Raw genomic sequence first — 23,860 nt, forward strand, 5'->3', positions numbered from 1 at the left:
GCCGACTGTGCGGATCAAGAGCTTCATTCTGCCGCCAATCGATTGTCGAGCGACGATGCGGCAGGCCGGCCCTGGTCGTCACACCAGTCGAGAAACACCGCGTGCAGCCGCAGTTTGATCGCGGTCTCGAGCGCGTCGAGCCTGTCCAGCGTCGCGAACACCTTCGCAGCGTCGGAATGATCGTCGGTCTGTGCCAGTCGCAGAATCAGGAAGTGCAGGCCTTTGAGGCCGAGCGCCAGTTCCTCGATCCGGTCGCACCACTGCAAGAACTCGCCGTTCGGCAGGCGGAGCGCACGCCAGAAGAAAGCGAAGCCGTGCTCATAGGCCCATTTACGGATCGAGATCACCGGCAATTCGCGCAACGCAGTGTCGAGGCCGTGCACGCCGAGGCCGTCGCGGCCTTCGACATGGGCCGTCACGATCTCACGCACGCGGCGGAGCAACGGGTTGTCGTCGGCAATGAAGCAGGCGCGGAAGAAGTCGCGGATGTCCGCGTCCGCGGGCCGTTTCACCGCGCGGCGATCGAACACATAGCCGCCCGCGACGCTCGGCTGCGCGACCGCGTGGAGTAGGCGATCGCGCGCGATCGGACCCTCCCAGCGAAAGTCCGGATCGCGCACCTGCCAGACCTCTGGATCTTCGGTCGGCTCGACGATGAGATAGTGCGGGAAGGGGTTCTGGTTGAACTTGTTCTCCCGCTCGGGCAGGTGAAACATGTCCAGCATCACCATCACGCTGTCAGTGGTCCGGTGCGCGGCCATCAGGTCGAGAAGCTTGTCCAGATTGGCCTGCTTCGGCTTCGAATGGTCGTACCATTCGATGATCTCCACGCCGTAGAGCCGCTGAAACCAGCGGCGGAAGACGTCGTGGCTGATCTGCGGCGTGTGATACAGCAACTGGTATCGCTCGGAGACGGCGAAGTCCGCGTCCCAGATGCTGAAGTACATCGGCCGATGATCGAGCCCGGCCGCTTTCACTGCATCGCACAGGCACGAGACGAAGCAGTGGACCTTGATGTCGTGATAGACCTCGCCGTGCACGTCGGGCTCGGTCGTCTCTCCCGCGGCCGTCGCGTCTGGACGATCCGGTGCTTGGTCGGCCAGCAGGGCGGCGAGGTCGCCGACCGTCTCGATATCAGAACCCGCGACGATCTCGTCGGGTGCCGGAAGGCCATGGTCCAGCTCCAGATGCAGAAACAGGTTCAGCATCAGCACGGAGTCCAGATACAGATCGGCGTTCAGCCGCGATTGCGGGCCGAAGCCGTCGAGATGTTTGTTGTCCATCTGCTCGGCGAGCACGGCGCGGATTGCGGCAACGACATCGTCGCGGGTCATGCTGTGGCCCCTGCGACGGTCTGCTGGTCGAGCCGACCCTCGGCATACAGGCGCGCGATCTCGCGCCGGTTGATCTTGCCGTTCGCCTGCCGCGGCACGGAGGCGACGCGGACCACCTCCATCGGCACCTGGTGTGCGGCGAGGTTCTGCGTGCACCATGCGCGCAGGCTCGCGGGCGCGACGGCGTGCTCGGCGCTGAAGGCGAGGGCGACCCGTTCGCCCGCGAACGGGTCGAGCTTGCGGAAAGCCACCGCATCCGTCACGCCCGGCATCGCCATCACCACATCCTCGACCTCTCGCGGATAGACGTTGAGACCGGAGATGTTGATCGTATCGTCGAGCCTTGCGACGAAGACGAGGGTGCCATCGGCCTTCAGGTAGCCGAGATCGGCGGTGTGAATCTCGCGCTCGCCCGCGCGTAGCACGATCTCGCGCGGTGCATCTGCCGTGCCGGTCTCGATCGACAGATGTGGCAACGGGCGTCCCATGTCATCGGCGACGACGAGGTCGGGATTGATCGCGATACATCCCGCTTCCGAGCAGCCATATTGTTGAAAGAAATGCGTGGTGCGGGCGCGGATCGTCGCGAACCAGTTCTCCGGCAGGAGCGTGCCCGAGGTCATCGCGGCGAAGATCGTTTCGCCCGCCGGCAGCAGGCGGGCGATCGTATGGAGCATCGCGGGCGATGAGTACAGCAGCGGCCGGTGTGTCTCGCGCAGGCGGGCGATGAGAAATTTCGGATTGCCCGTGCCGAGAAGATGCGGCACCTGCCCGCGCCTGAGCGCGACCAGCAGGCCGCAGATCAGTCCGTAGGAATGCGTGACCGGGCAGGCGATCACGGGCGTCATGTCCTCCGGTTCGCAGAACGACGAGACGTAGCTTTCGATCTCGCGCCCGATCTCGGCCCAGCTCCTGGCAATCCGCTTCGGTTCGCCGGTGGTGCCGGAAGTCGTCTGCAGCAAACGCCCGGGAGCGGTGTCGCCGCCAGCGAGATCTTCGATCGTGAAATCGTCGCAGACGAGCCGGTGACAGCCGATGCTGTTCGCCAGCCGGCGCGCCGCGGCGCGCGGCGTCGAAGGGTGGATCGGCAATACGCTGGCCCCGGCATCGCGGATGGCGAAGAAGCTCGCCAGGAATTCAGCGGGGTCGGACAGGCACAATGCGTAGCTGAGGCCAGCGCGCTCCGCGACTCCCAGGGCGAGGGCCGCGCGTTCGCGCATGGCCTCCAGCAGCGCGCCATCGTAATGTCGGTCGTCGATACGGATCATGCGTGCTCCCGTGCCATTCGCGAAAGGCCCGCGAGCGCATTCGGGACCTTGTGCTGAAAATCGGGGCCGTTCAGGCCGAGCTTGCGAGCGAGCAGGCTCTCGGTGGAGATTTCGCGCGTGCCGAAGCCGAGCCGGGCGACCCGGGCTTCGAGCCTGTGCTCGGCAGCATCGGCAAGGAGGCGCTGGGTCACGCGATACCAGAATGCGCCCTCGTTCAGGCCGTAGAAACTCTGCAGCAGATGCGAGATTTCCGAGAGGTTGAACACGAACAGACAGTCGACGAACAGGTCGCGCAAATCCTCGGGGCGTTGCATCCAGTAGTATTGATTGGGCTGCGCGCTGCGATACTCGGGGTTCAGCGTCTCGAAATCCGGTGCCAGCGACGGATTGGCCAGGAATCCCGGTACGTACTCCAGGCTGTCGTGAAAATCGCGCAGGATCAGCCGCTCGGGCCAACCGTCGCGATGAACCAGCACCATGTTCTGCCCGTGCGCTTCGGTCGCGATGCCGTGGACGACGAGGAGCCGCCAGACCGGAAGCACGGCGACGGCGATGAAGCGCTCGATCCATTGCTTGATGCCGTAGCGGAGCAGCCACGGCTCGATGAATGGCCGTCCATCCGTCTCCACCGCCATCAGCGCGTTGAACGGCGCCGCGGCCTCGCCCTCGGCGAGCTTGCTCTCGACGCTCTCGCGCCAGATCGCCGCGATCTGCCCGCCGAGCGGTCCGTCGCGGTCCACGATCGCGCCGGCATGTTCGCGCAGGATGTCGAGCCGGTAACGATCCCCGAACAGGGGATCGCGGCTCACGGCTTCGCCGAGCCAATGCGACAGAACCGGGGCGGTGCCGACCGAATGCGGTTCGATCGTGCGGCGCGTCGAGGTGTTGACGATGTTCATCGCGAGTTTGATGCCGCTCGCGCGTGGGTCGCGCGCATTGCTCAGTGAGCGCACCGACTGGCTGGCGCGATAGGGATCTCCCGCCGGCCCCAGCTCGTACACGCGCCCGGACTGAATCAGGGGCTTCAATCGATCTTCGACCAGGTTGCGCCATTGCCACGGATGGATCGGCATCAGGCCGAAATTGCGCTCGTCGAGGCCGAGCGCAGCGGCGCGCGCGCGAAGGAGCTGCCGCCACTGGGCGCCGATCTGTCGCTCCCAGAACAGATCTTCACGCTCCGGCAGCGACAGATGCAGCAGATCGCGCGCGACTGCGAGCCAGACGAGCTGGAATGTGTTGCCGGCTTCCGGTCCGTAGGCGCGGTGGTCGGCTTCGCTGAAGCCGGTCCGCGACTTGAAGCAGGGGTGGTAGGGATGTCCCTCGTCAATCGCTGCGTCGAGTTCAGAGAAGGCCAGCTGGCGTCGGTCGCGGTGCGGCAAATGTTGCTTGTTCCAGCGCATCAGGGCTTCGGTCTGCGCGAGCTCGCGGCCGAGCCGGATTCGGTCATGCTCTGCGCCCGGCAGGGCCGCGACCACATCGTCGATCGACGCCTGCCGCCAGTCGCGGTCCCCGCGCCAGGCGACCGTTCCGGGTTCGAGCCGCGGGCGTCCAAAGGCTCCGAGACGGCCCCGTGCCCGCCAGGCACGACCATCGATATACCATTCGAAGCTACGCGTGTCGCGATGGGTCAGGTCGAACCGTCCGAAAAGGTTCTCGTAGAGCGCCGCCGCAGCGAGCTGACGGACCACGCGTTCGTCCGGTCGGTCGACGATATCAAACGGCAGCGGCACGGATGCCTCCCCGCCGCGCGGCGCGGCGCCCCGTGAACAATGGATTGGGCAATTGCACATAGATCGCCCGGCCGTCCTCGCCCTCCAGCTCGTCGATGTCGAGCATTCGCGTGAGCAGATTGGCCTTGGCGGCCACGGTCGGCCGGCTGAGAAAACTCGCCGCGAATTCGCCGCCGACGCCGTTGAGTTCGGTCGCGAGGCGCTCCAGTCGCTCGCGGAGCACGGCGAGCAGTGCCTCTTCGGCGACTAATTCGTCCTGGCCCATGCGCGCGATGACCGAGCAGACCTGATTGACGATCAAGTAGTAGCCGAAGCGTTCCTGGATCAAGCAGTCGTCGAAATACAGCCCGCCAATGCGGGCGGTCTCCGGCGCCAGCGCCGTGAGGCGGTCGCGATGCGCGTTCGACAAATAGAAACCCTGATTGTCGCGATAGTAGAACGCGCTCGGAAGGCCGGCCGAGACATCGAGCAGTCCGTTCTGCTGATGCGCCTCGAACGCCACGCCGAGTTCGTCGTAGATCCGGACCAGCGGATCGAGTGCGCAATCGAGATAGGCCGCGAACCAACGCCTGCCGGCTTCCACGATCGAATCGCCGCTGCGCGCGGCGAGTCCGCGGATGATCCGCTCGAGCCTGGAGTGCGTGCCCGGCGGCGGATCGGCCGTCAAGGCTGCGATCGTGACGCCGTTGTTTTCGAATCCTCGCGTGAACGGGTTTTCACGGAAGATGACCTCGAAGCCGCTCTCCGTGCGATCCGGCAGTGCGAGCGTGACATAGGCGGGATCGCGGATCAGGCGAAAGCGCGGATGGCGCGCGAGAATGTCCGTTCGCGCGAACAGGCGCGATACGGCGACGCCTGCTTCCAACTCGGACATGCGGTTCACGCGCAACGAATTGGTGATCCGCACCGGCAGCGAGAATTTCAGCATCCACGGCACATCCGCGCTGTAGAGCGTCCGGACCGAGGAGGTGGGGGAGAAACAGGTGCCGATCGGACCGAGGCAGCGTAACCGTCCCGTGGCGGTCAGCTCCGCAATCGCGGGATCCAGCATCAGCGCCTCGGCTTGCAGCGGATGCATCGGAATCAACACTTCGCCAGGACGTAACCGGGGACGTTGGTCCGGCGCAATCAGGGCTTCCAGAATCTCGGGTAGCGAACAGCCCGGCGCGGCATCCTGCCGTATCAGCGCCGCGTCGGCGGCGAAAAAAACAAGCGGGAAGCGCCCGCGGTGCTCGGGCGCATAGGTTGGCCGCTGCCAGTCCGTGATGCCTTGAAGGCTCTTGGGGGTCGGATGCAACCAATGCCCGAATATCAGGCTCTGCTCGCAGTCGATGAAGTTCAGCCCACCGCATCCCGCCGCCGCTTCCAGGCCGTCGGCCATACCATGGTAGCTCGTCAGCACGCGCCCCAGCAGTCCTGCCTCCTCGTGGCGCAACGCATCTGCCCGTTCCGCGCCCATGCCGGCGTAGCATTCCTGCACCATGAGATAGAGCGCGCGCAGCGGGGCGATCTCGCGCCAGTCATTCTCCTGCGCCCGGCGGACGAAGACCCGCCCGAAGCGAAGCGGCCCACACAGCGAATGCCGTTCGACTTCGGCACGAAGCGATGCGGCGGCGGCGGCGCAGGACCATTCGATGTAGTCGACAAGCGCACCGCCGCATTCCGGCTGATGCGCAGACGGCACGCCCGGGTCGACCTCGCGCAAATAGCAATTGGCAAAGCTCTGGAATGTCGCGCGTTCAGCGACTTCTCGCATGGAGACTTCGCGCACGGAGACTTGGCGCGTCGAGATCTGGCGCCTGGAGATCTGGCGCTTGGATAAGTGCATCGGCATGGACTTTTCCGCGAAACGCCCCGGGCGTGTGGAGCCTCATGGGGTAAACGGTCCACAGCGGCAAAAGCCGTAAATGTGTGTTCGGTGCACAGTTTAGAATTCAACCAGTCAGCAATCGCAGTGGGGTCGTTGCCGTTGACACTGCTGAGACTAATACGCTTAGAATATCGCCAGTAGTAACCTCTGAAGACATCGCTTTTGTATCGTTAAATAGTGCTGCGGCAGCCTCAATATTGTCTCCGGACGCTCGCTGTTCGGATTGGGCTGATGCGCGACGATGAGGATACCATGTCGTCTGGGACAGAACTGCTCAATATCTTCGGGACAGAGCAGGGCCACCTTCAGCGGCTGGTCCGCCGCATCACAGGCGACGTGCATACCGCCGAGGACGTCGTCCACGAAACCTTCATCAAACTGATGAACCGAGATGTCGGCAAGCGCGACGTCGGTCTTGTCGTGACGACGGCGCGCAATCTTGCGCGTGACGTCATGCGCGCCGAACGCGTGCGCACCTCCTATGCCGAAGGCGTGTCGCGCGAGCAGCTTCAGCCCGGCGTGGTAGGCCCCGAGGATGCGGTTGCGAGCCGGATGGATCTCGACGCGCTGTTGCGCTCGCTGCAGACGCTGCCGCGACGCACCCAGCGCATCTTTCTTTTGAGCAGGGTCGACGGCATGACCTATCCGCAGATCGCCCGCGAACTGGGTGTTTCGGTCTCGACCGTCGAGAAGGAGATGATCTCGGCCCTGGAATTCTGTCGGAACTGGCGGCGCCGACGAGAGACACTCTGAGGTCCGTCACTGAAGCGCAGAATTCGAAGGGGACGTTGGACGGAAGCGATCAAACAGCCGCAACACCTCGTCTGCATAGAAGAGACGGTTGCGCTTGACGTCTTGCGGCACCGTCAGAAGGCCTTCATCGGCCAATGTTCTCGCCGCGCCGTTGGCCGCCGCAAAACTAACCTCGAGATCCTGCTGGGCATCATTGATGGTGAAAACAGGTTTGACCATCGCGTAGGCGATCATGCGGTGCACGACGCTGTCGGAGCGAACTCTTCCGAAGCGCGCTCTCCAATCTTTCTCGATCGATTGCAGCCCATCGAGACGGTTGATGTTGGCTGATGCCGTCGTGCGGATGAATGCAAGCATCTGCCGTGAGTAGTTTGTCGTCTTGCCGGTGATGCGAGCGTCCTTGAGCATTCCAATGTAGAGGCTCTTGTTCTCGTGAACGGCCTCGCCAAAGTACGTGCAGGCAGTGCTCGTCTGTCCTTTCCGCTTCATCAGGATCGGGACAAGGAGGCGCCCGATGCGGCCGTTGCCGTCGGCCATTGGGTGGATGTGCTCGAACATCCAGTGCGACAGCAACTGCCTAAGAAGTTCGGGCATCGCCGGACGGGTTGCGAGCGTGAAAGCCCGCCATTCACGCAGCGCTGGCTCGACGGAGGTCGGGCTTGTGTAACCGAACATCCCGCCGGGAACGTCGGGATCACCGGCGTAATTCGGAAGCGCTTTGAAATGTCCGGCACCGGCGGCCAGCATCCTGTTGCGGTGGTTTTCGAACAGGCGCCGGTGGAGGCGAAGCACGAGGTCTTCCGGCGTTGTCCAGACGAGGTCCTCATTCAACCCATCGGCGCAGGCGGCAACGATGGTGGCGTCGTCGACATCCGGCGCCGTTCGCAACGCGCTCTCGTACTCGAGAAGGTCGGTGAAGGTGGTGGTCGATCCTTCCGCTCCTGAGGAATGGACAGCATCGAGCCGCGCGAACAACCGACCGACAGCGCCGTGCCGGTCCCATTCCGTGAGACGCCGGTCGAACTCTCTGACCGCGGCGTTCGCTGCTTCCAGGACGTCGTGGACGTCTTCCAGAGGCGGGAAGGGAGGCATGGTCGGTCGAAATAGCCGGCGGCCATGCTCATCCAGTTCGTAGAGTCCCAAATCCATAAAGGCAACCGGCTTATTATAGGCTTTTACGCTATCCTATAATAAGCGTCAGTATTGTTATTTGATAGGGGCGGCGGCCTATGCCTCCGAGAGCAAGCGGCATGGTGGAAACCGTTCGCCCGAAAACAGATTTTACCAAATGTAATCAATGGTTTGTGGCGGGTCGCGCCAGACAAAGATGAGCGGTCCGTTTACGCTATAGCCCCTCCCGTGGAGGAAGTTGGTGCGGCTATGCAAGCGCCTCCGCAACCCTCGTGAGCATCTCGATGGCATCTGGAGTCGCAGCCTCACGTGCCAGCCGTTCCGAATTCTGGGCGGCCAGGTGAGCTTGCGCCAGAGACGCCCGCCCTTCCTCCGTCAGCTCGGTTCGTTGAATGCGTCCATGCTCCGCATCCGGGCTGCGCTCGATCAGACCTAACTGTTCGAGCTTCACCAGCATGGCCTGCATGGTCTGCGGGGTCACAAACGCCCGACGCGCCAGCCTTGCGTTCGAGGCGCCTGGTTCGGCCTCGAGGCTCACCAACACGTTGTATTGCGGCGCGTTCAGTCCGATCTCCTTCAACTGCCGGTCCATATGCAGGCGCATCGCCTGCTGCGCGCGCTTCAGCGCATAGCCGAGCGTTTCATGCGGCAAGAAGGGTTGGTCTACGGGGATGGATGTCGCCTTGAGACTTGTCATATCAGGGGGCTTACATTATATCAGTTGCCTGATATTGGCATCTTCCCACGAAAAGGACAACTCGAGTGCCGCGCCTCATCGGACCCGACTTCATAGGCATCCAGGTCGCCGACCTCGATGCGGCTCACACGTTCTATACCAAGGTCGTAGGATTGACTGCGGTCCCGAATGGACCGCCCGGAGCCGTGGTTTTCGACACTAAGCCTATCCCCTTCGCCGTGCGCGCGCCCGTAGTCGATCTCGATGCGGTCGACATACTTGGCCATGGTATCGCCATCTGGTTCGGGTGCGACGATGCCGACGCCTTGCACGACCACCTCGCCTCACGCGACGTGCCGATTGCCTTTCCGCCGAAGGACGGGCCGTTTGGGCGTTATTTTGCCTTCCAGGATCCGTTTGGCTACACGATCACCGCCCATACCGTGCAAGAGACGGCCTGAGCCGTGGTGTTCCGGATGGGCATCGCATCGGATGTATGGGAGCAGCGCTCCCGCTCCAACGAAGCCGCGTGTTCGCCAATGTGATGTTCTGAGGCCCGCCGAACGCAGGCGATCCCGGCTCGGTAGTGATCGGTGCCGGCATTCCGGGCGAATGTCGCGGCGCTTGAATTGATCGGCATCGCCGCCAAATCTCGAGCCGATCGTGCGATCAGTCCGAAAATCGTTCCAGCAAGGCGGCGCCGCCGATCAGAATATCCTCACTCATCGCATGGCGGGCGGCCTCCGCGTCGCGGCTCCTGAGCGCTTCGATGACGGCGAGATGGCCGTGCTTGCTGTCGTGGAACGGTCTGCTCGCGCTATCGTACAAGGCCGATAAAATCGGTCCGAATTGCATCCAGAGGTTCTCGACGAGCCGAAACAGGGCAGGCGCTTGCGCCAAGCGGCAAACCGCGAAGTGGAAGTTCTCGTTCTCGACGAGGGCCCTGGCAAAGTCGTTTTGGGATTCGGTTTCTGTGTAGCGGGCGTGGATTGCTTCGAGACCGGCCACATCGGATTCCGTGGCGTGCTGCGCGGCGCGTGCGGCGCCTTCGCCTTCGAGCAGACGGCGCAGGTCGCGAATTTCAATGCAGCGCGCGCGCGTCAGCCGCGGCACGATCACCGTCCCGCGCTCGTCGATCGTCAGCACGTGTTCGGATGCGAGACGTAGCAGCGACTCGCGTACCGGCGTCACGCTGATGCCGAGTTCATCCGCGACTTGCCGTGCAACGAGCTTCTGTCCCGGCTTCAGACGACTCCGCATCAAGGAGTCGCGGATCGCCGCATAGGCCTGCTGGCTCACGCTCTCCTTCGAAATCGGTCGCCCGAAGGGATGGGACAGAAGGTCATCGTCCGACGGCGTGCGAATGGTTATTGACATGCTCGGAACCTTGTGATGTTTTTGTTATAACAAATAATACGCAACTAACAAGAGTGGCTGCACGCAAGTTGCAGGCACAGAGGGCGAACTGCCCCGTGAGGAAACGCTGGTCGCGCGATTGATCGTTCGAGCGCTCGGCCGAAGGACCAGGAGGGGAACGTGTCCAGCGAAGCGTTGGTCGGCGCACGTCGTCGTGCGCCTTTCAAGCCAAGTCAGTCGTTGCTCGTTCTCGGCGTGACTCTCGCGCTTTTCGTTGTGCTGAGCGCCGCGCTTCCCGGGTTCGTCACGTTGGGCAACCTGTTCACCCTGGCCCGCAACATCTCGATCCTCGGCATCCTCGCGCTCGGGATGGCGGTGGTGGTGATCGGCCGCGGCATCGACTTGTCGCAGATCGCAACGCTGGCCTGTTCGAGCGCCATCGCGGTGACGCTGATCAACAGCGGATGGCCGGCGGCCGCTGCTATCATGTTCGGTCTGGTGCTGGCGATCCTGGTCGGGGTCGTGAACGGCTACTTCGTCTCCGTCATCGAAATTCCGCCGCTGTTCACGACGCTCGCGTCCGGCCTGCTGGTGCTTGGGCTCACCCGCGCGCTCGTGGTCCCGCACTATCAGGTGTTCCTGCAGCCGGGGCACGAATTTCTGCTCCTGCTGGGTGGTACGGTGCTGGGCGGCGTGCCGGTCCCGCTGATCGCCTTCGCCATCTGCGCGCTGTTGCTCCACCTGTTCCTGTCGCGCACGGTGATCGGACGGTTCATCTACGCCCATGGCGACAATGCGCAGGCCGCGCGGATGTCCGGCATCGCGACGCGTCCGCTCACCATGATCGAATATGCGCTGTCGGCGACCATCGGCTACATCGGCGGCATCATCATGGTGGGATCGACGTCCCTGATGCATCTCCAGGTCGTCGAATCCACGATGATCTTCGACGTCATTCTGGTTGTGGTGCTGGGCGGCGTCAGCCTCGTCGGCGGTCGCGGCAACGTCCTCAGCGTGATCGCCGGTACGCTTCTGATCGGCGTTCTGCTGAACGCCATGACGATCATGAATCTCGATATCCAGACCCAGGACATCATCAAGGGCGGGGTGCTGCTGCTCGCGATCATTCTCGACAGCTACATTCACCCGCGCGACGAAGAAACCGCCAAACAGGGCGACTGATACGCCCGATCGAACAAAAAGAAATCAAACGGGGAGGAAGACATGATCCACAAAAGCACAGAGCACGGCCGTCGTCGCCGCATCCTTCTTGCGCTGGCTACGACCGCGTTGATGGTCGGTGGAAGCCAGGCGATGGCCGCCGATCCGCGCGCCGAACTGCTTCAGAAATTCGAGAAAGCCGTAAAGGGCAAGACCGTCGCCTGGGTGCCGGTCTGGATGGGCGTTCTTGAAGGCGAGTGGACTCGCGTGATGAAAGCCCACTTCGACGATTACGGGATCAAGATGGTGACGCGCGATCCGAACATGAAGTCGGACGTGCAGTTGCAGGCGGTGTCGTCGCTGATCAACGAAAAGCCCGACGTGCTGATCGTGCAGAATCCGACGACGACATTGCTGGCGCGCGAATTGAAGCGGGCGATGGACGCAGGGATCAAGGTGATCCAGGTCAACATGGCCTCGAACCAGCTCACCGACGCCTATGTGGGCGCCGACGTGCCGAAGCTCGGTCGCATGCTGGCCGGAGAAGTGATCAAGGCCTGCGGCGGCGGGAAGGGATCGGGCAAGATATCGATCCTGCAAGGCGAAGCGACCGCGGCCTATTCGCTCGACATGGTCAAGGCGGCGATGGAAGTGTTCAAGACCGACCCGTCGATCAAGGTCGTGTCCTCGCAGCCGACCAATTGGGACGCCAACAAGGCTTCCGACATCACTACCAATGTGCTGCAGCAGAACCCGGACCTGTGCGGGATCTTCAGCGTCTGGGGGCCTCAGACGGTGGGTGCGGCGCAGGTCGTGAAGAACGCCGGCAAGAAGGGCGAAGTGAAGATCTTCGTCGCAAGCGATGGCCAGCCGGCGGATTGCGACATGGTCGAGCAGGGCCTGTTCACCAAGAACCTGTCCTATCGCGCCGACACGCAAGGCGAAGCGATCGCCAACGCGGTCCTGACTCTGCTGCAGGACAACCGACCCGCCGGAACGACCCAGTTCGCCTACTACACGACGAACTATTGGGTCTCCAGCAAGGACGATCGTCAGTATTGCTTCGTCGTCCCGAAGGAATAGCCGGCAACCTCAGCGTTTGCCCGACATCACGGATGCCATTCCGCTGTGGGATGGCATCGGCTGTCCGAAAGTCTGTTGCTCATGAAGTCCCTGCGCCGTCTATGGTACCGCCTTTCGCCCCAGCTTCTGCTCGGCGAACTCCTCGAAAAGCGCTGGATGGAGCCGATCGTTCCGTTCACGCTGCTGCTGGTGGTGTTCGTCGCGTTCATCGTGATGATCCCGGGCTACACCTCGATCCCGCAACTCCAGCAATTGATGCGGAGCTTTCCCGAGCAGGGATTCGTCGCGATGGCGATGGCCATCTCGATTCTCTCCGGCGGGCTCGATCTCTCCGTCGGCGCCGTCTTCGCGATGGCGGATTTCCTGACGCTGTATTTCCTGATGATCCTCGAGTGGCCGCTGCCGCTCACCATCGTCGCCGTCATGGCGTGGGGGGCGTTGATCGGCGCGATCAATGGCGGGCTGATCGCCTATGCGAAGACGCGGCCGTTCCTCACCACGATGGTGGTCCTTATCATCCTGCGTGCCGCCTACAACAAGATCACCGGGCATTTTGCGGTCGAACTCGCGGGCGCATCCTCGGATAGCGCAGCGTGGGATTTCCTCGGCGGCGGCTTCCTGTTCGGCATCCCGATCAATATGGTTTGCCTGCTCGTCGTCGGCATCGTCGCGCACTTCTATCTGACGCGAATTCGTTCCGGCGTTCACATCATGGCGGTGGGCTCCAGCCGCAAAGCGGCGCGCCACGCGGGCATCGATGTGAAGTGGTCGCTGTTCATGGCCTATGTGCTGTCCGGCATGATGGCGTCGCTCGCGGGGATTCTCTATGCCGCACGCCAGAACAGCGCCGGCACCGACACCGGCGTCGGCTGGGAGGTGAACGCGCTCGCCGCGGCGGTGCTCGGCGGCATCAGCCTGTCCGGCGGCCGCGGCACCATCAGCCGAGCGCTGATGGGCGCCGCCATCATCTTCCTGCTCATCAACGGCCTGGTGCAACTCGGCACGCATGGCAGCCTGACCACCGCGATCATCGGCGCAATCCTGCTCGCCGCCGTGGCCTTCAACGTCAAGTTCGTGAAGAACAAAGGCAAGCTCCTGCAGAAGATCTACGTCACGCCGTCGCTGGTCGAATTCGAACCCCCGGCCTCGATCGCGCGTGACAGCGGCACGGTCTTCGCCGAGAACGATCGGCTGAAAAATGCCGAGGCGATCGCGCTCGACAAGATCGAGGGGCCTGAAGATATCATCCTCGACGAGCACGATCATCTCTACACGGTGAATCGCAACGGCTCGATCATTCGGTTTCTCGCCCCGGACTACGAAGTGCGCGAGGAGTTCGCCCGCATCGGCGGACGTCCGCTCGGCATGGCGCTCGACCGCGACAAGAACATTCTCGTCTGCGTGGCCGGCATGGGCGTCTACGGCGTGAAGCCCGACCGCACCGTCTTCAAGGTCACCGACGAGACCAACCGAACCTGGTATCGCTTCAAGGACGACTCGCGGCTGTGGCTTGCCGACGATCTCGACGTCGCGCCGGACGGCAAGATCTATTTCAGCGATGCGACGACACGCTACGATCTTTCGGATTGGGCACTGGACGGCTTCGAGGGGCGGGGCAATGGCCGCATCGTTTGCCACGATCCGGCGACGGGAAAGACCAGCACGGTGCTGTCCGGCCTGGCGTTCCCGAACGGCGTATGCGTGTCTCACGACGGGCAATCGGTGCTCTGGGTCTCGACGTGGCTTTGCCGGATCTACAGATACTGGATTGCCGGCGAGAAGGCCGGCCAGCTCGAGCTGCTGGTCGACAATCTACCGGGCTATCCGGACAACGTGAACCGCGCCTCCGACGGGACCTATTGGCTCGCGCTCGTGGGGCTTCGATCACCGGTCTACGACCTTGCGATGGCGGACCCCGCATTCCGCACGCGGATGGTGAAGCAGATCCCGCCGGACGAGTGGATGTGTCCCGGCATCAACAACGGTTGCGTCATCAAGTTCGACGACACCGGTCGCGTTCTCGAATCCTTGTGGGATCCGGGTGGACGTTCTCATCCGACGATTACTTCGATGCGCGAACACAAGGGCTATCTCTATATCGGCGGGCTCGAGAACAACCGGATTGGTCGCGTCAAGCTGCCGAACGGCGACGTGAACTGGACCGGGTGGAAGTCCTACTGGTCGTCGAATAGCCAAAGCAATTCCGGCTTTGCAGCAAGCAACGTGCGTTCGATCACTACAGCGAAGGCGAAGCATGTCTCTGGCGCGTGACATCATCGACCGGATCTTCTTCCCGAATCGCGACGTGCACGCGATCCCGGTGTTGGACGGAAACCTCTCGCCGAACGAGCGCCTCGATCGCGCGTCTGTTCTCGGTGAAGCGATCGAGGCACCGGACGCGCTCGCGCTCGATGCGCACGGCACGTTGTATGTGTCGAGCGGTCGGACAATTCTGGCGTGCGGCGGTCCTGATTTTGTCGAACGCCGGACTTTCGCGGTGTTCGACGCCGAGGTCGGCGCGCTGGCATGGTCCGCGACATCCGGGCTGGTCGCTGCTCTGTCGGGGCAGGGAGTTGTGTCTCTCGATGCTGATGGAGCAATCGTCGCGCGGCTGACGGGTGTGGCGGGTGAGCCGCTGCGATGCCCGACGGCGCTGGCGATCGGAGACGACGGTCGGATCTACATCGCCGACGGGTCGCGTCACAATCCCGCCTCCGAATGGCATCGCGACCTTCTCGAGAAACGACCGCCGTCCGGCCGGATCATCTCCTGCGACGCAAATCTGTCGGAAGCGCGTGTCATTGCCAACGGTCTCGACTGGCCCGCAGGTCTCGTCGTGTCTCACGACGGTCGCGGTCTGCTGGTCACCGAATCCTGGGCGCATCGGCTGAGCGCGCTGTCCCTTGATGGCGGCGCGCCGCGCATTCTGGTGAAGAATTTTGCCGGGTATCCGTCCCGCATATCGCGTGGCTCTCGCGGCGACTATTGGCTCGCGTTCTTCGGTTTGCGCACCCAATTGACCGAGTTCGTGTTGCGCGAGGACGCGTTTCGCATGCGGATGCTGGAAGCCGTCGAGCCGCATCTGTGGATCGGCCCGCGGCTCGGAGGCGCTGCCGACTATCGCGAGGCGATGCAGATCGGCCGTATCAAGAAACTCGGCATCCAGAAGCCCTGGGCGCCTCCGCGGTCCTACGGTCTCGTCGCGCGCATCGGAGCAGACGGTGCTGCGCGCGAGAGCTTTCACAGTCGGACGTCGGGAGAGGTTCACGGGATCACGGCTGTGTTGCCGGATCCTGCGGGGCGTGTCTTCGCCGTGTCGAAGGGGAACGGCAAGCTGATCAAACTGCCCACCGGCCCCGTGTCCGAGTAGGAGGACGCCATGACCACGATCGAAATCGCTCCGGTGCTGCAGATCACAGCGGGAAGCAAGGTCTACAGCGGTGTCCACGCGATCGACCAGGTCGACTTTACGCTGCGCCCCGGCGAGATCCATGCGTTGCTGGGCGAGAACGGCGCGGGCAAATCGACCTTGTGCAAAGCCATAGCGGGCGCCATCAAGCTGACATCCGGCGACTATCTTCTCGGCGGAGAGAAGGTGTCTTTCTCCTCGCCCGGCGAAGCGTTGGCGCAAGGGGTTGCCATGGTTTACCAGGAAACCAGCCTGGTGCCGTCGATGACGGTCGCGCAGAACCTCGAGCTCGGCATGGAGAGCTGGTTCACGATCTACCGCAAGATCAACATCGCCGCGCAGCAGTCACAACAGGCCCTGAATTTCAACGTCGATCCATTGGCGCTGGTGGAAACGCTCGGCACCGCGAAGCGTCAGATGGTGGAGATCGCCCGTGCGGTCCGCCACAATGCGCGCGTCATCATCTTCGACGAACCGACCGCCAGCCTCACTCCGGAAGAGATCCAGCATCTGTTCCACCTGCTCAACAGCCTGCGCGCGAAGGGCGTCGGCGTCATTTTCATTTCGCACGCTTTGGAAGAAGCGCTGAAGATTGCCGACCGGATCACGATCCTGCGCGACGGCAAGCTGGTACATACCGGTCCGGCGAACGAACTCGACCGGCCGAAGATCGTGCGCATGATGGTCGGACGCGACGTCGCGACGAGCCACTACGCGGCCGCCGAAATCGCCGGAGATGCGGCGCTTCCACCGGTGCACGATGCCGAGCCTGCCAAGCGCAAGCGCGTGTTGGCGGTCGAGAACGTCACCATGGGGAACGTCGTCAAGAACATGTCGTTCTCGGTCTATGAGGGGGAGGTCGTCGGCATCGCGGGCCTGGTCGGATCGGGCCGAACCGAGATTGCGCACATCATCTGCGGGGCCCGCAAGCGCAACTTCCTCCGCGGCGGACTGGTGTATCTGAACGACAAGCCGATCCGCTATCGCGTGCCGCGTCAGGCGATCCGCGACGGCATCGTCTACATCACCGAGGACCGCAAGCTCGATGGCTTTTTCGAGACCATGACGGCCGATGATAACATCTATCTCGGCTATCTCGCCTCGCCCAAAGGACGAAGCCTGTTCTATTCGCTCAGGAAGCGTAAGCAGGTCGCCGATCGGTGGGTCAAGGCGCTGTCGATCTCGGCGCTCAAGCGCAGTTTGAAGATCATCGAATATTCCGGCGGAAACCAGCAGAAGGTGGTGGTGGCGAAGTCGCTGGCGCAGGAGCCGTCACTGGTGATCTTCGACGAACCGACGCGCGGTGTCGACGTCGGCGCGATCCCGCAGATTCACGCCTCTATTCGGGAACTTGCCAAGAGCGGCAAAGCTGTCGTGGTGATCTCCTCGTATCTGCCGGAAGTGCTGGCTCTGTCCGATCGGATACTCGTGGCCCGCGGCGGACGCATCGTCGAGGAAATGCCCGCGTCCGAAGCGACGGAAGAAAAGATCATGTACGCCGCGATCCATTAAACAGGACAGCGCGGTTACTATTCCAACAATCCCACTTGCGAGACTCCATGCTTTATCCCGAATCTGAGCGCGTTGCCGTCGTCAAGCACCGCCTGTTGTCCTTCATGGACCGATACATCTATCCGAACGAGGAACGCTTCTACAAAGAAGCTGAAGAACTCGGCCCCTGGAAGGTCTATCCGACAGTCGAGGAGCTCAAGCCGCTCGCGCGCGAGCAGGGTCTCTGGAATCTATTTCTGCCCGACAGCGAACATGGCGCGGGCCTTACCAATCTCGAATATGCCAGTCTTTGCGAAGTAATGGGCCGCTCACATCTCGCGCCCGAAGTCTTCAATTGCTCGGCTCCCGACACCGGAAATATGGAAGTGCTGGCGCGCTACGGGACCGCCGAGCATCAGGAGCGTTGGCTAAAGCCACTGCTGGCCGGTGAGATCCGGTCTTGCTTCGCCATGACCGAGCCCGCGGTGGCGTCCAGCGATGCAACCAATATCGAGAGCCGTATCGTGCGCGATGGCGACAGCTACGTCATCAACGGACGCAAATGGTACACCACCAATGCCACCGACCCGCGCTGCAAGATCTGCATCTTCATGGGCAAGACCGATCCGGACAATCCGAACCGGCATCAGCAGCAATCGATGATCCTGGTGCCGATGGATACGCCGGGCGTCGAGGTGCTTCGCCCGATTCCGGTGTTCGGCTTCTACGGCGTTCCGGATCGTGCATCCGAAGTGGTGTTTCGTGACGTTCGTGTCCCGGTGTCGAATATTCTGCTCGGCGAGGGGCGGGGATTCGAGATCGCTCAGGGGCGCCTTGGGCCCGGACGTATTCACCACTGTATGCGACTGATCGGGCTCGCCGAGCGAACGCTGGAAAAGATGTGCCGACGCGCCGCCAGCCGGGTGGCATTCGGCAAGCCGGTCTCGGAACAGACCGTGACGCAGGAGCGGATCGCGGAATCCCGCATCATGATCGAGCAGGCCCGTTTGCTCACGCTCAATGCGGCCCATGCGATGGATACGGTCGGCAACAAGGTCGCCAAGACCGAGATCGCAATGATCAAGGTCGCGGTGCCCAACATGGCCTGCCAGGTGATCGACTGGGCGATCCAGGCGCATGGCGGTGGCGGCACGAGCAATGATTTCGGCCTGACGGCCGCATATGCGACGGCGCGGCTGCTACGCCTGGCCGATGGTCCGGACGAAGTGCACCGCAACCAGATCGCCCGGCTGGAATTGAGGAAGTATTCGAACAAATAGTATCCGCCGGCCCCATGATGCTGGCGTAGCCGGTTATCAGCACCGCATCGAACAGTGAGACCGCGACCGTCTGTGATCCCGTCGATGCCGACCGGACAATCGAACACCATGCCGTCCGGTCCCTGGAAATACAGGAAGCGGGCGCCGGCTGTCGGCTGCCGGCCAGGGGCCGAACACGATCGCAACGCGCTGCTCCGACAGATGATAGAACGACCGCCGCACGTCGTCGTTAAACGTCTCAGTCAGCTTACGCCTACTGCCCGCGCCACACCGGCTGGCGCTTGCTGAGAAAGGCGTCGAGTCCTTCCTGGGCATGCTGGGCCTGAAGGTTCTTCGCCATCACTGCACGGGTATAGTCATAGGCGACGCCGTGAACGCGGGCGATTACCGGCTGCGGGAGATGGACGATAGCTTGCATCACCTCGGCGCACTCGGCGAACAGCCCGTCGACATTTCCACATTCTGGAAATCCTCAACGGCCGGAGAAGACCGGCGCGCGTTTCGTCAGGAACGCGGCGATGCCTTCGCGACAAGTAACCGAGATTGGTGAGTGACAGCGCGGCTTCGGAGCCGTGGCCGAGTGACTGAACAGCTCCATCAGAACGGCGCGACCCTAAACGGCAACCTCAGCCCGTAGGCGAAGATGCCGACCGACATCACCGACAGGGCAATTCCGGAAGCCGACACGGCGGGCCAACGTGCCTCGCGGTTCGCGAGGCCGCTCACGGCGACGACTCCGAACGTGGCGAGCGCCAGTCCGGCCGATTCGATTGCTGCGGCAAACAGCAGAACGCTGGCGGAGATCAGCAGCGCCGGACGAAGGCAAGACCAGTTGAACGGCGCGTTGCTGGCCGATCGGTCGGTGATCGGCCGGCGGCGTAGTGCACTGATTCCGATCAGCACGCCGATGCAGGACAGCAGCAGACCGAGCAGGGCCGGGAAATAGCCCGGTCCCATTCGCATCGCCGTTCCCAACGGGTAATTGACGGCGACGAGTGAAAACGAGATCCCGAACAGAACGAACGCCGCGCCAGCCATGAATTCGCGCTGATCGAGTCTGCGCCGAAAAGACATTGTTACTCCTGAGACGTGCGGCGACGCGATCATCCGTAAATCGTCGACGACATCGAAGATCGCGAAGGCGACCCAGTGCGGAAAGGCCTCGCAATTTCTCTCCAAATGGCCGGCCCGGCAATGAAATACTGTTACAAATGCGGACGCCGATAGAGAGGAATACGATTGCTACGCGACGTTGGCCTAGAAGAACTTCGCGCGGACGGCCTGCGATGCGGTGAGAGCTAGCGTCGGGATATAGGCGTTCAACAGAGCGCTGCGCAACAGCGCTCGCGATCCTGTCGATGGCGCGTGCGTGACCAATGATTCCGCGGGTGGAGCAAAGGAAGGTCGACTCGTTTTGGCGCAAGCCGATCGGTGCGTTGTTCGTATCCTGTGTGACTACAAGACTGGCCCACGATAGCGTTCGGCCATGTTGTTAGTTATGCGCGATGGTCGTGTTCTCAATCCCGCGCCACATTTGAAACGCGGTTTCATTGACCATGTAGCGGCGTCTCCGCAATATGGTGTGGGCATGAGGCGCGGCGTTGCTGCGCTGATCAAATAACGACTGCAACGATCGTCGATCGTCGCCGGCAGGTCGATCGAACTGGAGGCATCATGAGAGATCAGAACGACCACGGCCTGAGCCGCCGCAAATTGCTGCTCGGTGCGGCGGCGACGTCGGTGGCGTTGCCGTCCGGCTTGTTCGGCGCGCAGGCGCTGCCGGGACGTCCCGCTCCTTATGATTTCGCCGATGCTCCGATCTGCCGCGCGTCCGCAGAGGGAGCCGCGCCGGTGCTGACCGGCGCACCTCGCAAGCTGAAGTTTTCCTGGAACGCCAACGCCGTGTGTTCGGTGCAGGTGCCGGTGGCGATCGACTACGGCTTCTTCCAGAAGCAGAATCTCGACGTCGAGCTGGTGAACTTTTCGGGATCGACCGATCAGTTGCTCGAGGCGATCGCGACCGGCAAGAGCGACGGCGGCGTCGGCATGGCGCTGCGCTGGCTGAAGCCGCTGGAGCAGGGCTTCGACGTCAAGATCGTCGCCGGCACGCACGGCGGATGTCTGCGCGCGCTGGCGCCGGCAAAATCCGGCATCAAGACTCTGGCTGACCTCAAGGGCAAGATCGTCGCGACCGCAGACCTCACCAGTCCCGACAAGAACTTCTTCTCGATCCAGCTCGCCAAGGCCGGCATCGATCCGGTCAAGGATGTCGAATGGCGACAGTATCCGGGCAATCTGGTGCGGCTCGCCGTCGAGAAGGGGGAGGTGCATGCGCTGACCGGATCCGATCCACTGACCTACGCGTGGCTCAAGGACGGTGAATTCACCGAGGTCGCGTCCAATCTCAACGGCATCTATGCCAACGTCAGTTGCTGTGTGGTCGGCGCGCGCGCCAGTCTGATCCGCGACGAGCCGCTGGTGGCGAGGGCGTTGACGCAGGGGCTGCTAGATGCCGCGCAGTTCTGCTCGAAGAATCCCGAGAAGGCGGCAAAGTCGTTCCTGCCCTTCGCGCCGAAGACGGTCACCGAAGAGGATCTGGTGGAACTGATCCGCTACCACACCCACGATCATCATCCGACCGGCGATCGGCTGAAGAGCGAGCTGAAGCTCTATGCCGACGATCTGAAGATCGTGTCGGTGATCAAGCAGTCGACCGACACCACCAAGTTCGCGGACAAAATCTATGCCGACGTATTCCGCGTCTGAGACGCTCGATCTGCCGGTCGCCTCGTCGGAGACGGCGGGATTCCCCACGGTTCTCCGCGGCCTGCGCGGACGTGTCGTCGGCTTTGCGGCGAGCGCGGTCTGGATGGTGTTCGGTCTGTCGTGCTGGTGGCGGGAGGATCTCGGGGACTGGACGCGCACCAACGAGGTGGCGATTGGCGCATTGGTGATCGCCGGCGTGCTGCTGGTCGCATCGATTGCCGGGTTGTGGTCGGAGCGAGCGGCCGCATTGGTCCGGCACCGTGCACCCTGGCTGGTGGTGCTCGGTGCGGTGTTTTCGGTGTGGGAAGTCGCCACCGCCAAGCTCGGCTGGCTGCCGCTGCCGTTCTTTCCGCCGCCGCAGGCGATCGTCGAGGTCTTCACCGACGATCTGCCGAAGCTGCTCGATAGCGTGATCTCCTCGATCAAGCTGCAACTCGGTGGCTACGCGATCGGCGCAGGGCTGGGATTCATCACCGGCGTCTCGATCGGCTGGTCGCGTGCGGTCGGGTACTGGGTGCACCCGCTGCTGCGGTTCATCGGGCCGCTGCCGGCGACCGCGTGGTTGCCGATCGCGTTCTTCGCGTTTCCGTCGAGCTGGAGCGCCTCCACTTTCCTGATCGCGCTCGCCACCGGCTTTCCGGTGACGGTGCTGACCTGGTCGGGGGTCGCCAGCGTTAGCAACGCTTACTACGACGTCGCGCGCACGCTCGGCGCCAAGCCGTCGTTCCTGGTGTTCAAGGTCGCGATTCCGGCGGCGCTGCCGCACGTCTTCGTCGGCCTGTTCATGGGGCTCGGCGCCTCCTTCGCTGTGCTGGTGGTCGCGGAGATGATGGGCGTCAAATCCGGGCTGGGCTGGTATCTGCAATGGGCCCAGGGCTGGGCGTCCTATTCCAACATGTACGCAGCGCTGCTGGTGATGTCTCTACTGTGCTCGGGTGCGATTACGCTGTTGTTCAAGGTGCGGGATCGCTTGCTGATCTGGCAGAAGGGTGTCGTCAAATGGTGAGCGCACTGGCGTTGAAACAGGAGGCGACGCTCGCCGGCGCTGCGCTCGACGTCGATGACGTCAGCCATCACTTCGACATCGACGGCAAGGTGCTGCCGGTGCTCGACCATGTCACGCTGAACGCCAAGCCCGGCGAGTTCGTCGCGCTGCTCGGCCCATCCGGCTGCGGCAAGTCCACGCTGCTGCGGCTGGTCGCGGGGCTCGAGCCGCCGCGCTCCGGCCGCCTGCTGGAGGACGGCCGCGTCATCACCGGCCCGCATCCGTCGCGGGTGGTGGTGTTCCAGGACCCGACGCTGTTTCCGTGGCGCACGGTGTGGAAGAACGTCGCGCTCGGGCTCGAAGCGCAGGGCATCATCAAGAGCGAGCGTCACCGCGTCGACGCGGCGCTCGAACTGGTGGGCCTCAGCAGCTTCGCCAACGCCTATCCGCATCAACTCTCGGGCGGCATGGCGCAGCGGGTGTCGCTGGCGCGGGCGCTGGTCAACGATCCGCAGATCCTGATTCTCGACGAGCCGCTCGGCAAGCTCGACTCGCTGACGCGGCTCAGCATGCAGACCGAGATCGTGTCGCTGTGGCAGCGCAATGGCTTCACCACGCTGCTGGTGACACACGACGTCGAGGAGGCGCTGTTTCTGGCGCAACGCGTCATCGTGTTCAGTGATCGGCCGGCCCGCATCAAGGCCGACATCGCGGTCGATCTGCCGTATCCGCGGCGGCGCGGCGATCAGCGTCTGGCCGATCTGCGCCACGACATTCTCGGACTGCTCGGACTGGACGCAACATGGTGAAGAAGAGCGTCGCGGAGCTGTCCTGCGCGGATTGCGGCCCGCTGAACTGCGATCGACGAGACCAGAAGTTTCCAAAATTCTGTCTCACCGAAGCGGTCGATACCGATCTGTTGAACGAAACCCTCGAACTTTACACCGGCGCCGGCCTTGACGGGCGGATCGCGCATGCCGCGGCTGAGGTCGAAGGGCTGTATTACGGCAAGCTGTCGCGGGTCGAGGAGACCGTCGCGTTCGCGCGTCGGATCGGTGCGCAGAAGATCGGCGTGGCGAGCTGCGTCGGGTTGATGTCGGAGGCCAAGATCTTCGTCAAAGTGCTCGAACGCGCCGGCTTCAGGCCCTACACCGTCGCTTGCAAGCTCGGCTCGGTTGACAAGACCGCGATCGGCATTCCCGAGGAGCTGAAGATCAAGAGCGGCAGCTTCGAGGGAATGTGCAATCCTGCCTTGCAGGCCAAGGCGCTGAACGCGGTGAACACCGATCTCAACGTGATGATCGGCCTGTGCGTCGGCCACGACTCACTGTTCTATCGCTATTCGAAGGCGCCGGTGACGACGCTGGTGGTCAAGGACCGGGTGCTCGGGCACAATCCGGTTGCGGCGCTGTACACCGCCGAGACCTATTGCTCCCGGCTGCAGGATGCCGAGCGGTTGCAGGCGCTCTGAAGCGCCTGCTGCCGAAGCGGCGCCGCCCGATCTCTTTCCCTTGGTCGGCATTGGCGATATCCGTAGCACCGTCGCATTCACCGCTCAGGATTGACG

General features: G+C 63.0%; 21 protein-coding genes. 12 read left to right on the forward strand and 9 right to left on the reverse strand.

Annotation, left to right across the window (positions count from 1 at the left end):
* Positions 1-23: 23 nt before the first annotated feature.
* The 4 genes from LPW26_RS02045 to LPW26_RS02060 are packed head-to-tail and all read right to left on the reverse strand — an operon-like array spanning position 24 to position 6,088.
* Positions 24-1,334 (reverse strand): DUF6005 family protein, encoded by a 1,311-nt coding sequence (locus LPW26_RS02045; protein ID WP_238732578.1) that lies wholly within the window; start codon positions 1,332-1,334, stop codon positions 24-26.
* Complete coding sequence (locus tag LPW26_RS02050; protein WP_238732579.1) at positions 1,331-2,602, reverse strand: AMP-binding protein; 1,272 nt, start codon at positions 2,600-2,602, stop codon at positions 1,331-1,333. Before LPW26_RS02050 ends, LPW26_RS02045 begins: the two co-directional genes overlap by 4 nt.
* Positions 2,599-4,332 (reverse strand): IucA/IucC family protein, encoded by a 1,734-nt coding sequence (locus tag LPW26_RS02055; RefSeq protein WP_238732580.1) that lies wholly within the window; start codon positions 4,330-4,332, stop codon positions 2,599-2,601. Before LPW26_RS02055 ends, LPW26_RS02050 begins: the two co-directional genes overlap by 4 nt.
* Positions 4,316-6,088: an IucA/IucC family protein gene (locus tag LPW26_RS02060; protein WP_238732869.1), complete on the reverse strand. Its 1,773-nt coding sequence runs from the start codon at positions 6,086-6,088 to the stop codon at positions 4,316-4,318. Before LPW26_RS02060 ends, LPW26_RS02055 begins: the two co-directional genes overlap by 17 nt.
* Positions 6,089-6,433: 345 nt before the next feature.
* Here LPW26_RS02060 and LPW26_RS02065 point away from each other — a divergent pair, with 345 nt between their 5' ends.
* Entirely contained in the window at positions 6,434-6,955 is a 522-nt protein-coding gene (locus tag LPW26_RS02065) for an RNA polymerase sigma factor (protein ID WP_238732581.1), read from the forward strand.
* A 6-nt stretch (positions 6,956-6,961) separates the two neighbouring features.
* On the opposite strand, the gene LPW26_RS02070 is transcribed toward LPW26_RS02065, so the two are convergent.
* Together LPW26_RS02070 and LPW26_RS02075 are read right to left on the reverse strand one after the other, a co-directional pair.
* Positions 6,962-8,104 carry a Fic family protein gene (locus LPW26_RS02070; protein WP_238732582.1) on the reverse strand — a complete coding sequence of 381 codons (1,143 nt, stop codon included), beginning with the start codon at positions 8,102-8,104 and terminating at the stop codon, positions 6,962-6,964.
* Between the two features lie 229 nt (positions 8,105-8,333).
* Positions 8,334-8,783: a MarR family winged helix-turn-helix transcriptional regulator gene (locus LPW26_RS02075; RefSeq protein ID WP_238732583.1), complete on the reverse strand. Its 450-nt coding sequence runs from the start codon at positions 8,781-8,783 to the stop codon at positions 8,334-8,336.
* A 65-nt stretch (positions 8,784-8,848) separates the two neighbouring features.
* On the opposite strand from LPW26_RS02075, the gene LPW26_RS02080 reads away from it, so the two are divergent.
* Complete coding sequence (locus tag LPW26_RS02080) at positions 8,849-9,223, forward strand: VOC family protein (RefSeq protein WP_238732584.1); 375 nt, start codon at positions 8,849-8,851, stop codon at positions 9,221-9,223.
* Between the two features lie 208 nt (positions 9,224-9,431).
* Here the strand turns inward: LPW26_RS02080 and LPW26_RS02085 are convergent, their stop codons facing one another.
* A complete protein-coding gene (locus tag LPW26_RS02085) occupies positions 9,432-10,139 on the reverse strand; it encodes a GntR family transcriptional regulator (RefSeq protein WP_238732585.1) in 708 nt (235 codons plus the stop codon).
* A 234-nt stretch (positions 10,140-10,373) separates the two neighbouring features.
* Here LPW26_RS02085 and LPW26_RS02090 point away from each other — a divergent pair, with 234 nt between their 5' ends.
* The 6 genes from LPW26_RS02090 to LPW26_RS02115 all read left to right on the forward strand — a co-directional run bounded on the left by LPW26_RS02090 (position 10,374) and on the right by LPW26_RS02115 (position 18,542).
* Entirely contained in the window at positions 10,374-11,300 is a 927-nt protein-coding gene (locus tag LPW26_RS02090) for an ABC transporter permease (protein WP_238732586.1), read from the forward strand.
* 42 nt (positions 11,301-11,342) lie between these two features.
* The gene (locus LPW26_RS02095; RefSeq protein ID WP_238732587.1) at positions 11,343-12,362 is read left to right on the forward strand and encodes a sugar ABC transporter substrate-binding protein; all 1,020 of its coding nucleotides are present in this window, start codon (positions 11,343-11,345) and stop codon (positions 12,360-12,362) included.
* An 81-nt stretch (positions 12,363-12,443) separates the two neighbouring features.
* A complete protein-coding gene (locus LPW26_RS02100) occupies positions 12,444-14,633 on the forward strand; it encodes an ABC transporter permease (protein WP_238732588.1) in 2,190 nt (729 codons plus the stop codon).
* A complete protein-coding gene (locus LPW26_RS02105; RefSeq protein ID WP_238732589.1) occupies positions 14,617-15,732 on the forward strand; it encodes an SMP-30/gluconolactonase/LRE family protein in 1,116 nt (371 codons plus the stop codon). The genes LPW26_RS02100 and LPW26_RS02105 overlap by 17 nt, the downstream gene beginning before the upstream one ends.
* A gap of 9 nt (positions 15,733-15,741) precedes the next feature.
* Positions 15,742-17,283 (forward strand): sugar ABC transporter ATP-binding protein, encoded by a 1,542-nt coding sequence (locus LPW26_RS02110; protein ID WP_238732590.1) that lies wholly within the window; start codon positions 15,742-15,744, stop codon positions 17,281-17,283.
* 47 nt (positions 17,284-17,330) lie between these two features.
* The gene (locus LPW26_RS02115) at positions 17,331-18,542 is read left to right on the forward strand and encodes an acyl-CoA dehydrogenase family protein (protein WP_238732591.1); all 1,212 of its coding nucleotides are present in this window, start codon (positions 17,331-17,333) and stop codon (positions 18,540-18,542) included.
* A gap of 253 nt (positions 18,543-18,795) precedes the next feature.
* On the opposite strand, the gene LPW26_RS02120 is transcribed toward LPW26_RS02115, so the two are convergent.
* Positions 18,796-18,960: a hypothetical protein gene (locus tag LPW26_RS02120; RefSeq protein WP_238732592.1), complete on the reverse strand. Its 165-nt coding sequence runs from the start codon at positions 18,958-18,960 to the stop codon at positions 18,796-18,798.
* A 179-nt stretch (positions 18,961-19,139) separates the two neighbouring features.
* Positions 19,140-19,616: a tripartite tricarboxylate transporter TctB family protein gene (locus LPW26_RS02125; RefSeq protein ID WP_238732593.1), complete on the reverse strand. Its 477-nt coding sequence runs from the start codon at positions 19,614-19,616 to the stop codon at positions 19,140-19,142.
* 600 nt (positions 19,617-20,216) lie between these two features.
* On the opposite strand from LPW26_RS02125, the gene LPW26_RS02130 reads away from it, so the two are divergent.
* From LPW26_RS02130 to LPW26_RS02145, 4 genes are read left to right on the forward strand one after another with little or no spacing between them, the layout of a single operon-like run.
* Positions 20,217-21,308 (forward strand): ABC transporter substrate-binding protein, encoded by a 1,092-nt coding sequence (locus LPW26_RS02130; protein WP_238732594.1) that lies wholly within the window; start codon positions 20,217-20,219, stop codon positions 21,306-21,308.
* Positions 21,286-22,314: an ABC transporter permease gene (locus LPW26_RS02135; protein ID WP_238732595.1), complete on the forward strand. Its 1,029-nt coding sequence runs from the start codon at positions 21,286-21,288 to the stop codon at positions 22,312-22,314. Before LPW26_RS02130 ends, LPW26_RS02135 begins: the two co-directional genes overlap by 23 nt.
* Complete coding sequence (locus tag LPW26_RS02140) at positions 22,308-23,102, forward strand: ABC transporter ATP-binding protein (protein WP_238732596.1); 795 nt, start codon at positions 22,308-22,310, stop codon at positions 23,100-23,102. The genes LPW26_RS02135 and LPW26_RS02140 overlap by 7 nt, the downstream gene beginning before the upstream one ends.
* Entirely contained in the window at positions 23,096-23,764 is a 669-nt protein-coding gene (locus LPW26_RS02145; RefSeq protein ID WP_238732597.1) for a DUF1847 domain-containing protein, read from the forward strand. The genes LPW26_RS02140 and LPW26_RS02145 overlap by 7 nt, the downstream gene beginning before the upstream one ends.
* Positions 23,765-23,860: the final 96 nt, after the last annotated feature.

The sequence above is a fragment of the Rhodopseudomonas infernalis genome (assembly GCF_022271405.1).
Classification (GTDB): domain Bacteria; phylum Pseudomonadota; class Alphaproteobacteria; order Rhizobiales; family Xanthobacteraceae; genus Rhodopseudomonas; species Rhodopseudomonas infernalis.

Bases quoted from the DNA above. Each gene is read 5' to 3' on its own strand.
- LPW26_RS02045 (WP_238732578.1), bottom strand. From the start codon at position 1,334: ATGACCCGCGACGATGTCGTTGCCGCAATCCGCGCCGTGCTCGCCGAG.
- LPW26_RS02050 (WP_238732579.1), bottom strand. From the start codon at position 2,602: ATGATCCGTATCGACGACCGACATTACGATGGCGCGCTGCTGGAGGCC.
- LPW26_RS02060 (WP_238732869.1), bottom strand. From the start codon at position 6,088: ATGCGAGAAGTCGCTGAACGCGCGACATTCCAGAGCTTTGCCAATTGC.
- LPW26_RS02065 (WP_238732581.1), top strand. From the start codon at position 6,434: ATGCGCGACGATGAGGATACCATGTCGTCTGGGACAGAACTGCTCAAT.
- LPW26_RS02070 (WP_238732582.1), bottom strand. From the start codon at position 8,104: ATGGATTTGGGACTCTACGAACTGGATGAGCATGGCCGCCGGCTATTT.
- LPW26_RS02075 (WP_238732583.1), bottom strand. From the start codon at position 8,783: ATGACAAGTCTCAAGGCGACATCCATCCCCGTAGACCAACCCTTCTTG.
- LPW26_RS02085 (WP_238732585.1), bottom strand. From the start codon at position 10,139: ATGTCAATAACCATTCGCACGCCGTCGGACGATGACCTTCTGTCCCAT.
- LPW26_RS02095 (WP_238732587.1), top strand. From the start codon at position 11,343: ATGATCCACAAAAGCACAGAGCACGGCCGTCGTCGCCGCATCCTTCTT.
- LPW26_RS02100 (WP_238732588.1), top strand. From the start codon at position 12,444: ATGAAGTCCCTGCGCCGTCTATGGTACCGCCTTTCGCCCCAGCTTCTG.
- LPW26_RS02105 (WP_238732589.1), top strand. From the start codon at position 14,617: ATGTCTCTGGCGCGTGACATCATCGACCGGATCTTCTTCCCGAATCGC.
- LPW26_RS02110 (WP_238732590.1), top strand. From the start codon at position 15,742: ATGACCACGATCGAAATCGCTCCGGTGCTGCAGATCACAGCGGGAAGC.
- LPW26_RS02115 (WP_238732591.1), top strand. From the start codon at position 17,331: ATGCTTTATCCCGAATCTGAGCGCGTTGCCGTCGTCAAGCACCGCCTG.
- LPW26_RS02120 (WP_238732592.1), bottom strand. From the start codon at position 18,960: ATGCAAGCTATCGTCCATCTCCCGCAGCCGGTAATCGCCCGCGTTCAC.
- LPW26_RS02125 (WP_238732593.1), bottom strand. From the start codon at position 19,616: ATGTCTTTTCGGCGCAGACTCGATCAGCGCGAATTCATGGCTGGCGCG.
- LPW26_RS02130 (WP_238732594.1), top strand. From the start codon at position 20,217: ATGAGAGATCAGAACGACCACGGCCTGAGCCGCCGCAAATTGCTGCTC.
- LPW26_RS02135 (WP_238732595.1), top strand. From the start codon at position 21,286: ATGCCGACGTATTCCGCGTCTGAGACGCTCGATCTGCCGGTCGCCTCG.
- LPW26_RS02140 (WP_238732596.1), top strand. From the start codon at position 22,308: ATGGTGAGCGCACTGGCGTTGAAACAGGAGGCGACGCTCGCCGGCGCT.
- LPW26_RS02145 (WP_238732597.1), top strand. From the start codon at position 23,096: ATGGTGAAGAAGAGCGTCGCGGAGCTGTCCTGCGCGGATTGCGGCCCG.